This is a genomic window from Devosia sp., from assembly GCF_030689745.1.
Classification (GTDB): domain Bacteria; phylum Pseudomonadota; class Alphaproteobacteria; order Rhizobiales; family Devosiaceae; genus Devosia; species Devosia alba.
In genome coordinates, this window is sequence record NZ_JAUYGL010000035.1 from 1 (window position 1) to 10,925 (window position 10,925).

General features: G+C 62.5%; 11 protein-coding genes and 1 pseudogene. 4 read left to right on the top strand and 8 right to left on the bottom strand.

Going from position 1 to position 10,925, the window contains the following annotated elements; genetic code table 11:
• The 3 genes from metG to Q8O80_RS03275 form a co-directional block, all read left to right on the top strand.
• On the top strand, positions 1-1,149 hold a 1,149-nt coding region (gene metG / locus Q8O80_RS03265), incomplete at its 5' end, for a methionine--tRNA ligase (protein WP_305576879.1).
• Positions 1,150-1,152: 3 nt separating this feature from the next.
• Entirely contained in the window at positions 1,153-1,932 is a 780-nt protein-coding gene (locus Q8O80_RS03270; RefSeq protein ID WP_305576881.1) for a TatD family hydrolase, read from the top strand.
• Between the two features lie 3 nt (positions 1,933-1,935).
• Positions 1,936-2,772: an MBL fold metallo-hydrolase gene (locus tag Q8O80_RS03275; protein ID WP_305576883.1), complete on the top strand. Its 837-nt coding sequence runs from the start codon at positions 1,936-1,938 to the stop codon at positions 2,770-2,772.
• 12 nt (positions 2,773-2,784) lie between these two features.
• On the opposite strand, the gene Q8O80_RS03280 is transcribed toward Q8O80_RS03275, so the two are convergent.
• The 7 genes from Q8O80_RS03280 to Q8O80_RS03310 form a co-directional block, all read right to left on the bottom strand.
• Positions 2,785-3,786 (bottom strand): TIGR03842 family LLM class F420-dependent oxidoreductase, encoded by a 1,002-nt coding sequence (locus Q8O80_RS03280; protein ID WP_305576885.1) that lies wholly within the window; start codon positions 3,784-3,786, stop codon positions 2,785-2,787.
• A gap of 96 nt (positions 3,787-3,882) precedes the next feature.
• Complete coding sequence (locus Q8O80_RS03285; RefSeq protein ID WP_305576887.1) at positions 3,883-4,671, bottom strand: ABC transporter ATP-binding protein; 789 nt, start codon at positions 4,669-4,671, stop codon at positions 3,883-3,885.
• On the bottom strand, positions 4,668-5,687 hold the full coding sequence (locus Q8O80_RS03290; protein WP_305576889.1) for a putative F420-0 ABC transporter permease subunit: 1,020 nt from the start codon (positions 5,685-5,687) through the stop codon (positions 4,668-4,670). The genes Q8O80_RS03285 and Q8O80_RS03290 overlap by 4 nt, the downstream gene beginning before the upstream one ends.
• Entirely contained in the window at positions 5,684-6,631 is a 948-nt protein-coding gene (locus Q8O80_RS03295; RefSeq protein WP_305576891.1) for a putative F420-0 ABC transporter substrate-binding protein, read from the bottom strand. The genes Q8O80_RS03290 and Q8O80_RS03295 overlap by 4 nt, the downstream gene beginning before the upstream one ends.
• A 3-nt stretch (positions 6,632-6,634) precedes the next feature.
• Positions 6,635-7,471 carry a coenzyme F420-0:L-glutamate ligase gene (gene cofE, locus Q8O80_RS03300; RefSeq protein ID WP_305576893.1) on the bottom strand — a complete coding sequence of 279 codons (837 nt, stop codon included), beginning with the start codon at positions 7,469-7,471 and terminating at the stop codon, positions 6,635-6,637.
• A gap of 29 nt (positions 7,472-7,500) precedes the next feature.
• Positions 7,501-8,511, bottom strand: coding sequence for a glucose-6-phosphate dehydrogenase (coenzyme-F420) (gene fgd, locus Q8O80_RS03305; protein ID WP_305576895.1), 1,011 nt, complete (start codon positions 8,509-8,511; stop codon positions 7,501-7,503).
• Between the two features lie 222 nt (positions 8,512-8,733).
• Positions 8,734-9,243, bottom strand: coding sequence for a hypothetical protein (locus Q8O80_RS03310; protein ID WP_305576897.1), 510 nt, complete (start codon positions 9,241-9,243; stop codon positions 8,734-8,736).
• Positions 9,244-9,706: 463 nt separating this feature from the next.
• Here Q8O80_RS03310 and mazG point away from each other — a divergent pair, with 463 nt between their 5' ends.
• Positions 9,707-10,516 (top strand): nucleoside triphosphate pyrophosphohydrolase, encoded by an 810-nt coding sequence (gene mazG / locus Q8O80_RS03315; protein WP_305576899.1) that lies wholly within the window; start codon positions 9,707-9,709, stop codon positions 10,514-10,516.
• A gap of 99 nt (positions 10,517-10,615) precedes the next feature.
• Here mazG and Q8O80_RS03320 read toward each other — a convergent pair.
• Positions 10,616-10,925, bottom strand: a pseudogene (locus Q8O80_RS03320) (GTPase HflX); the annotation flags it as partial.

Sequence of the window (10,925 nt, forward strand, 5' to 3'; positions counted from 1 at the left end):
GCCTATTTCGACGAAGACGAGCTGACCGAAAAGGACGGCAAGCGCTTCGCCCCTTCGGGGGCCGAGGTTGAGTGGGTGGAAGAGCCAACCTATTTCTTCCGCCTCTCGGCCTATCAGGACAAGTTGCTCGCGCTCTACGAGTCCAATCCCGACTTCATCGCCCCCAAGGAACGCCGCAATGAGGTGATTTCCTTCGTCAAGGGGGGGCTGAACGACCTGTCGATCTCGCGCACCACCTTCGATTGGGGCATTCCGGTGCCGGATGCGCCCGGTCATGTGATGTATGTCTGGGTCGATGCGCTGACCAATTACATCAGCGGACTGGGCTATCCCGATGAAGCTGCGGACCTGTTCAAGAAGTTCTGGCCCGCCGACCTGCATGTCATCGGCAAGGACATCATCCGCTTCCACACCGTCTATTGGCCCGCCTTCCTGATGAGCGCCGGCATCGAGGTGCCCCATCGCGTCTTCGCCCATGGTTTTTTGACCGTGGATGGCCACAAGATGAGCAAGTCGCTGGGCAATGTCATCGACCCGTTCACGCTGATCGAGGAGTTCGGCGCCGATGCACTGCGCTATTTCCTGCTGCGCGAAGTCTCGTTCGGCAATGACGGCGACTACAGCCGCGACAAGCTGGTCAACCGGGTCAACGCCGACCTCGCCAACAATCTGGGCAATCTGGCACAGCGCTCGCTGTCGATGATCAACAAGAATTGCGACGGCAAGGTGCCCACACCGGGCCCGCTGACCGAAGCGGACGACGCCATCATCGCCGAAGTTGGCGAGGCGATCGACGCCGCTCAACAGGCGATGGATCAGCAACTTGTGCATGAGGCCAGTGGCGTCATCATTGCCGCACTCGCCTCGGCCAATACCTATTTCGCCGCTCAGGAACCCTGGGCGCTCAAAAAGACCGATCCCGCGCGGATGGCGACCGTCCTCTACGTCACGGCGGATACGGTCCGTCGCCTGGCCATTCCCATGCTGGCCTTTGTGCCGGAGTCAGCGGCCCGCCTGCTTGACCAGCTCGGCATTGCCGCAGAAAGTCGCCTGCTTGCGGACAGCAAAATCCCGGCAGGCCTGCAGCCTGGTGCCGAGCTACCGGTGCCGCAGGGGGTGTTTGCCCGCATCGAGCGCAAGGCGGAATAACCAATGCTGATCGACAGCCATTGCCACCTCGATTTTGAAGCGCTGGCCAATGATATTGACGGGGTGATGGCCCGCGCCGCTGCTGCCGGAGTCACTGGCATGGTGACGATATCCACACATGTGGAAAAGTTCTCCACATACACCGCCATTGCCGAGCGCTTCGACAATGTGTGGTGTTCGGTGGGCACCCATCCACACCATGCCGACGAAGAACTGCATATCACGACGGATGAACTTGTCCGGCTAAGTGCCCATCCGCGCTGCGTTGCCATTGGCGAAGCCGGGCTGGACTACTTCTACGACAACGCGCCACGCGAGGCGCAGGCAATGGGTCTGCGCCGCCACATTGCTGCCGCCCGCATCACCGGTCTTCCACTGGTTATCCACAGCCGCTCTTGCGATGATGACATGGCCGCGATCCTCACCGAAGAAGCCGGGCAGGGGGCCTTCCCCTTTCTGCTGCATTGCTTCACCGCCGGCACAGCGCTGGCCCGCACCGCGCTTGATCTGGGCGGGTCCATCTCGTTTTCCGGCATCATTACCTTCAAGAACGCCGAAGAGATTCGCGACGTCGCCAAATTCGTCCCCGCCGACCGCTATCTGGTGGAAACTGACGCGCCTTATCTGGCGCCGATCCCGCATCGCGGCCAGTCCAACGAACCCAGCTTCGTGCGCCATACGGCCGAAAAACTGGCCGAAGTGCGCGGCATCAGCCTCGAACAACTCGGCGCCGAGACCACGGCCAACTTCGCCCGGCTGTTTGCCAAGACCGGGCTGGCCTGACCCATGCCGGCTGCCCAGAGAATTATCGCCACCATTTTGGGCTGCGGCTCGTCGGGCGGGGTGCCCCGCATCGGCAATGACTGGGGCGACTGCGACCCCGCCGAACCGCGCAATCGTCGCCGCCGCTGCTCGTTGCTGATCGAAGCCTGGTCCGATGGCAGCCCGGAACCGACACGCATCCTGATCGACACCGGCTGTGACCTGCGCGAGCAATTGCTCGATGCCCAGGTCGACCGCGTCGATGCCGTGCTCTACACGCACGAACACGCAGACCACACGCATGGCATTGATGATTTGCGGGTGCTGGCGCTGCACAATCGCCAGCGGGTCGACATCTATTCCGACGCCTTCACCGGCGATCGGCTCCGGGCGGCGTTCGGATACTGCTTTGAAAGCCCGGTGGGGAGCAGCTATCCGCCGATCCTGAATGCCCACATCATCGCAGCAGGCGAGATACTCAGCATCAACGGTCCAGGCGGGCAGTTGGAGGTTACCGTATTTGAGCAGGAGCACGGTGACATCACCTCGCTGGGCTTCCGTGTCGGCAATCTTGCCTATTGCTGCGACCTCTCCGGCTTCCCCCCAGCGTCTTTCGCCGCCATTTCCGGGCTGGACCTGTGGATCATCGATGCCCTGCGCCGCACGCCGCACCCGAGCCATCTCAGCCTGCCCGAAACGCTGGACTGGATCGACCGCTTCGCCCCCCGCCAGGCCGTGCTGACCGATCTGCATATCGATCTTGATTATGCCAGGCTCGACGCAGAAACGCCGGCGCACATAACGCCGGCGTTTGATGGCATGAGGATAGATGTGGTGACCGGTACCATCCTCAATCGCTGAGGCTTTCGCCGTTTAACGGAATGCCGGGATCACATGGCGGCCATAGCCGGCAATGATCTCTTCCTCGTCACCACTATCGAGGTAGATGTTGAACTGGGTGACGCCAGCGGCCTTGAGCGCGTGCATCTTGGCAATGTGCTCCTCCGGCTCGCCCAGCACGCAGAAATTCTCCACCACATCGGGCGTGATGAAATCGAGAAACGGGTTATCGGCCTGGCCATGCTTGGAGTAGTCGTAACCGCGGCGTTTTTCGATATAGCTGGTCAGGCTTGCCGGCACCTGATCGCTGTCTGCACCGTATTTCTCAACAATATCAGCGACATGATTGCCCACCATGGCCGGGAACCACTTGGTGGCTTCAATGGCTCGCGCCTTGTCGCCGAAATAGGCCGGCGCCGCGGCCATAGAACGATAGTTGCTCATGTCGCGACCAGTTGCCTTGCCAGCGTCAAGGCACTGATCGGTGAACCACTTGCACAGGCCCGGGTCGGCCAGCTGCAACACCACGCCGTCGGCGCTCTGCCCGGCAGTCTTCAGCGCCAGCGGGCCGTAGGCGGCAATCCAGCTGGGCATGTCATGCCCAACGGCCCAGGGAAATTTTACCGGCTCGGCGATATCGTCATAGGTGACGGCCTCGCCGCGCACCATGGCGCGGGTCTTGTCGATGAACTCGGCAACGCGCGCCAGCGTCGCCGGCTTTTTGCCCATCACCCGGCGCGAGCTGTCGCCACGCCCGACGGCCAGATCAAAGCGGCCGCCGCTCTGCTTGGACAGCGAACCGAAGAGCGAGGCCGCCACCGACCAGTCGCGCACGTCCGGATTGGTTACCAGCGGGCCAAACCGCATATCCGTGGTGTGTTCCATGCACATGGCAATGGCGGCGTAGCAATCGCGCCAGAGAATGTGGGAGTCGTAGAACCAGCAATAGGTGAAACCGGCGTATTCTGCAGCCCGGACCAGATACCGCGCGCGTTCAGGCTCAATGAAACCCTTGAAAGTGATGCCGAATTCCATAAAGCCCTCCGCCTGCCGTTCGGTCAGATATTTGACCAGCTGATCAAAATTTGGTCGGGCCCGGACTTAATGTCAATCATCTTTGCGTCCTGTCCCTCATTCGGGCGACACATCATAGGCAATCATCGGCCGGCCGGTGCCCGGATGGCGCAGTAAACTGGCCCCGACCGCATAGACATCGCGCAGCAGGGCAGGGGTCAACACGGCCTCCGGCGCACCCCCTGCGACGAGGCGGCCGTGGTGCAACACCACCAGATCATCGCAAAACGCGGCCGCCAGGTTCAGATCATGCAGCGCCAGCAGCACCGTGGCGCCCGATCGGGCCAGTCGCCGCAACAGACCCAGAATGCTCAATTGCGCGTGCACATCCAGATGATTGGTCGGCTCATCCAGAATCAGCAACCTGGGTTGCTGGGCCAACGCCCGCGCCACCTGCAGCCGTTGCTGCTCGCCGCCCGACAGCGTATGGTAGTGCCGTTCGGCAAAGCCGCTCATGCCCACAGCGGCAAGCGCCGTGTCGACCGCAGCATCGTCGTCGGGCGACGGCACCGATTGCCAGACCGACTGAAATGGAATGCGGCCCAGCGCCACCACTTCGCGGGCGCCCAAATGCACCTCGGCGCTGCCACTCTGTTCAACAAAGGCGCACATCTGCGCTCGCGCCCGTCGCGGCATGCCGGGCAAATCCTGTCCGTCAAAGCTGATGCGGCCATCGGCCAGCGGCACCAGGCCAAGCGCAGCCCGCATCAGCGTCGATTTTCCCGCACCATTGGGGCCAATCAGGCCGGTCAAGCGGCCAGCTTGGGCGCGGCAGCTGACCCCGTCAAGCAGCGTGCTCTGACCGGCGCAGACCCGCACGGCGTCAAACTGGATACCAGTGCTCATGTCACCCGCCGATAGCGCAACAGCACCAGCAGGAAGATCGGCGCCCCCAGCAGGGCAGTGATAATCCCCACCGGCAGTTCGCGGGGCGAAAACAGGCTGCGTGCCGCCGTATCGGTCCACACCATGAAACAGGCGCCAACCAACATCGCCACCGGCAGCAGCAGGCGATGGCGCGTTCCGGTCCCCAACCGCACCACATGCGGAATGATCAGGCCGACAAAGCCAATCGCGCCGCCAACTGCCACCAGCGCCCCAGTCAGCAGCGCTGTTGCACCCAGCAGCGCCCAGCGCAGTTTTGCGACATCAATCCCCAGTGTCGCCGCCGCCGCGTCGCCAAATGCAAAAGCATCCAGCGCGCGACCAGCCAACAGCATCGGCACCCCCAGCAGCAGCACAGCACTGAGCACGATGCCTGCATCGCCCCAGCTGGCGCCGCTCAGCGAACCCATCAGCCAGCTCAGGATTTCACGATAGGAGTCACCGGTCGCCGACCAGAAGATCAGGAAAGAGGTGGCGGCCGCCGCCAGTGCCGACACTGCAATGCCAGCCAGAATGGCGCGTGAGGGCGTTGCGCCGCCCAGCAGCCGCGTGACCAGCAACGTCAGCGCCATCGCCGCACCGGCACCAAAAAACGCCCCGATGGGCATCAACAGGGCCGCACCGGCGAGCAGAAACGCCACGGCGCCAAATGAGGCGCCCGACGACAGACCCAGCAGATAGGGATCGGCCAGTGGATTGCGCGTCAGCGCCTGCATGATGGCGCCACACAGCGCCAACCCGGCGCCAATGCCGGCCGCCACCAGAACGCGGGGCAGGCGCAGTTCCCAGATAATGGCATCGCGCAACCGCGTTACCGGCGTCTCAAACGGCAGGCCAAGGTGATGCGCGATGGTCTGCCACACTTCGGTGGGCGCAATGTCGGCCGGACCAAAGGTCACCGCCATAACGACACTGCCCAGCAGCAAGGCCCACAAGGCGAGGCCAAGCACAAATTGTGGGCCGCGGCCCGGCGTCATTTATCGAAGGCCAGCGCCGCCAACTGGGCCGCCATGTCAGCCGTGGCGCCCACATTGCGCACACCGGCTTCTGATGCGGGGAACGGCACCACCAGATAACGCTGGTTGATCACGGCATCGAGCTGGCTGGTGATCGGATTCTCCGCCAGCAGCTCCTTTTTTTGCGCCACCGAGTTCCAGGCCGCATCAACCAGAATGATCACGTCCGGGTTGGCGTCAACGATAGCTTCCCAACTGGCCGAGACCCAGCCGTCATCCACATCGCCCATGATATTATCCAGCCCCAGCGCGTCCATCATCATCGCCGGTGCGTTGCTGCCGGCCCCAACATAGGGTGTCTTGGTCCCCGATGAGTACCACAGCGCCGTCAGCCCACGGCCATCGGGCACAATGGCGTCCAGCGCCGCTTGCTGTTCGGCAATCAGCACATCGGCAGAAGTCGAGACATCGAAAATCATGCCCATCTCGGCAATATCGGCAAACAGGTCCTCAAAATCCAGCGGCTCCGGTGCGACCGAGCGGCAGGCCGGCGGCGAGACATAGCTGACCAAGCCCAGGGCCGCCAGACCGGCGCGTTCGCCGGCGCCGTCGGCCGCGAAATTGCTTTCCCAGCCACCATAGACAAAGTCGGGCTCCACTTCGAGCACCACTTCCTGGGATGGCAGTTTTTCGGCGAGCACCGGCAGATTGGCGCCTGCCGCCGCCCACGGCTGCGGCACGGGGCCATCCTGAAAGCCGACGCCAACGATTCTGTCGCCCAGGCCCAGCGCCAGCAGCATTTCAGTGGCTGTCGACTTGATCGCCACCACGCGGGCCGGCGCCGCGTCGAACACCAGCGGAACCCCGCAATTATCGATGCGCAAGGGGTAACTGGTTTGAGCCCAGACGGGCGACGCCGATAGCCCCAGGCCAGCAAGCACGGTGAGAATGGAAGAGACACGCATGAATCAGTCCTGCTTCTGCTTGACGCGGGGGGATGAAGTCTGACCGCCATCGCGCATCTCGGCGAGCGCGGCGTCATAGCCCAGTCGATAGGCTTCAGCCGAGCCAAACCGGAACATGTCGTCATCGACGGAGCGAACCAGTGTGCGCGCACCGGGCGCATCGGGACCCGTTACCAGTCGACTGAGGCCGCGCACCACGGCCACCGGAATGCCGCTGGCCTTGCCCTTGACCAGATCGGCAGCCCCCGCCAGTTCATCGGCCAGCACCGTTATCGTGACCTGCAAAGGCCGCCCATTGGCATCAACCCCGCCACGCATGTCGTCGGTGACGATGACCCCGGCGGCCCCAATGGCCACATCTGTCTGTCCAACCCGCCATGGCCGGCCGAACGTGTCGGTGATGACGATGCCAAGCCGAACGCCGAACCGCTCGCGCAGGCCAGTGCACAGGCGCCGCGCCGACGCGTCGGGATCATCGGGCAGTCGCAGCGCGATACCATCGGGCACATTGGAGGTATCGATGCCCGCTGCCGCCATGATCAAGCCATGCCGGGTCTCCACGATCTGCGTCACACCGCCCGGATGCACGCGCTCCGCCACTACGCGCACAGTCTCCGCAGCAATCGCCTTGTCACGGTCCGCAGCCGAAAACTGGCAACCTTCGGCCTTGGAGACAATCTTGCTGGTCACCACCAGAATGTCGCCATCCTCAATCGCTGCACTGGCATCATCGACGGCCTGCGCCGCAACTGCGTCGGCGATCAGTGCCACCAGGTCGTCGCCTGCGTCAATTTCGGGGATCCCGGTGATACCCCACACCGAATATCGCGGCACTCTCATCGCTTCCGTCCATATCTGGGAGTAGGGGGCTACTTCCCGGCCGCAGTCAGGGCCCGCAGTCGCGGCAGAATTTCCTTGGCGTACAGGGCCAGGAACCGACTCTGGTCATCACCGGGCGCGTGAAATACCAGATGATCGAACCCGTAATCCATATAGCTCTTGATTGCCCGCACATGCTCGTCGGGATCGCTCGAGACGATCCAGCGCTTCGCAATGCGCTCGATTGGCAACTCTGCGGCCAGGCGTTCCATTTCCGCCGGATCGTCGATCGAGTGCTTTTCCTCGGCGGTCAGCGACAACGCGGCCCAGCCGCGCGTATTGTTCAGCGCTGCCTCCGCATCGGTATCGAATGAGACCTTCACCTCAATCATCCGCTCGAACGGCATGTCCGCCAAGGCCGATTCTGCCCGACCGGCCAGCACATTGGGAAGCAGCTGGTCGACATAGAGCTCGGCCCCTTTGCCGGAGGTGCAGATGAAGCCGTCGCCGGCGCGACCGGCATATTTGGCATTGAGCGGGCCGCCGGCCGCCAGATAGATCGGCACCATTTCGTCGGGCTTGTCGTAGATCGTGGCGTTTTGCGTCTTGTAGAATTCGCCCTCAAACGTCACCCGATCTTCGCTCCAGAGTCGGCGGATCAAGGCTACAGCTTCGCGCAGCCGCGCCGAACGCTCCTTGAGTTCTGGCCAGACCATGCCGGTGGATGGCACCTCATTGAGCGACTCGCCGGTACCCACACCCAGAATGACCCGACCGGGAAACATCGAGCCCAATGTGCCAAAGGCGTGCGCGACGACGGAGGGATGCAGCCGGAAGGTCGGCGTCAGCACCGAGGTACCAACAACGATACGCTCGGTCTTGGCCAGTACGGCAGCGATCCAGGCGGGCGCAAACGGCGCATGACCGTCGGTGTGCTTCCACGGCTGGAAATGATCGCTGACAAATACCGAATCGAACCCCGCCTGTTCGGCCTCGATGGCGAATTTGAGCAAAGCGTTGGGCGCGAATTGTTCGGCCGAAGCCTTGTATCCGAAGCGCACATCTTCCTCCTCAGTCAGCGACGCAATATCCTGCTATCGAAGAGTTTTGACCAAACGGTCAAAACTGTCCATCGGATTCGTACATTTGCCGGGTCCGCGCTACAATTGATGCAAAATCCCTGCGTTTCGGCCAGTTTGATACATGCCAAAGTTCCATAATATATATTATGCGAACAATGGAGATGACAAAACTGCCTGCCAGCTTTGCCGCTGCCGCCCCTGTCAGGCCGAGAAATCGGTACTGGCTGCTGTCCCTGCCATGCCCTGGGTGCTGAAATGGGCGATGAGCCGCGTGATCAGCGCGTGCGACAGGCTCGCCGTCTTGACCTTCTCAGTCTGCCCTTCGACCGTCAGCGGCTGGTTGTCCGCCGCCGCTGTTTCAGTCGCTGTGTCTGCGCCATCCTGCATCTGCGCCATCATGGCGCGCATGGTCGCAATTCTGGCTTTGAGCTCAGCGCTGGGTTCGGTGACCTTGAGCATCGTCGGGTCGATCCGCTGGCCCACCGTGATGTCGTCCAGCGTCAGCGCATTGCGGTCGGCACCGGGCCGGAACATCACCAAGCTATTGGGCAGCGCACCGCCATCGAGCACCCTGGCCAGGTTCAGCACGCGGTCGGCCTCGACCTCGTCGCCACTCAGCACCCCATTTTCATCGGCGTCGACGCGGCTGAAATACTCCTGCTTGAGGGTGTCGGCCTGCTGCTGACGTTCGGCCGGACTCAGGAGTTTCATGTCCCGCAGATCCTGCAGGCTCAGCAACTGCCCCAAATTCTCGTCGGAGACCAGTTTGTCGGGCCATTCCGTCGCCGTCACTGTCATGCGTGGCCAGAATGGCAGACGACTTCTGCCCCTGGCCAATCGAATCCAGCACGGCCGACAATTCGTCACCCGAAACCGTGCTGTTCTTGTCCTTGTCCACAAGCTGGAAAAGCCGATTCAGCAACCCTGCCCCAACGGCACCGCCAGATCCTACACTTGTCATGCCCATCGCTCCCATGGCCAGTAATGTGCGTCACCATGCAAGTGCCGCGCCAACACCAAAACCCGCAAAAATCGGGTTTAAATCAGCGCCAGGAGCAGCTTAGTGCTTCAGCGCGGCAGTTTTTGCCCATTCAACCCGGCAAATTTGTCGTTGTGCCAGCGGGAAACAGGCTACATTGCCAGCGCCGAATCCCCCCTGTCCGAAGGCCCGCTCATGCAACCCTCCCGCGACATTTCCCGCCTGATAGAGATCATGGCCGCACTGCGCGATCCGGATGGCGGCTGCCCCTGGGATCTGGAACAGGATTTTTCCAGTATTCGCCACTACACCATCGAGGAAGCCTATGAAGTTGCCGACGCCATTGAACGGCAGGATTTTGGCGATTTGCGCGAGGAACTGGGCGATCTGCTGCTGCAGCCGATCTACCACGCCCAGATGGCCAGCGAGGCCGGCCACTTCGATATTGGCGATGTGATCTATGGCATTACCGAGAAATTGATCCGACGCCATCCGCACGTGTTTGGCCAAGACGCGGCCCAGGGCGCGGCCATGGCCAAGGGACGCTGGGAGGCCATCAAGGTTGAGGAACGGGCGGCCAAGGCCGCGCGCAAGGGCGACGCGACCCCTTCCCTGCTCGATGACGTGCCCCAGGTCCTGCCGGCCCTGGCCCGGGCCGAAAAGCTCACCAAACGCGCGGCCAAGGTTGGCTTTGACTGGCCTGATTTCGCTTCGGTACAGGCCAAGGTGGCCGAAGAACTGGCCGAAGTGGCCGAAGCCAAGACCAGTGGCGATCAGGCCGCGCTGCACGAGGAGATCGGCGACCTGCTGTTTGCTGTCGCCAATCTGGCCCGGCAGGCCGGCGTCGATGCCGAAGGGGCGCTGCGCGACGCCAATTTCAAGTTCACCCGGCGCTTTCACCATGTCGAGGCGCGGTGCCGCGAAGATGGGGTCGAACCCAGGGATGCCGGTCTGGCGCGCCTTGACGGCTACTGGAACGAAATCCGGGCGGCCGACAAGGCTTAGAGCACTTTCAGCAAGAACTAGCTCCACTTTTCCGGTTCGGAAAAGCGACCAATCAAGAGCCTGGAGCGATTTGGCGATTCAGCGCAGCGGCAAAATACTCTAGGCGTCTGAACTCTCGATCCGGCCGTTGAAGCGCTCCAGAAACGCCGTCTTGTGGCGCGGCTCCACCCGTACCACAAAACCGGTACCGGCCTCGGTGGGTTCATCGCGCGAAATCACCTCGGTGTGGGAGTGCAGCCAGCCAATGTCGCCACCCGCACTGTGCGGCACCTGCACATGATAGGTTCGGCTTTTCTCGCCCAATGCCGTCTCAATGGCCAGCAGCAGGGCATCGATCCCCTGCCCCTTCACTGCTGATACGGGCACCACGGCGGCAACCTTGCCCACCGGCGTAATGCTGGCAAGTGCG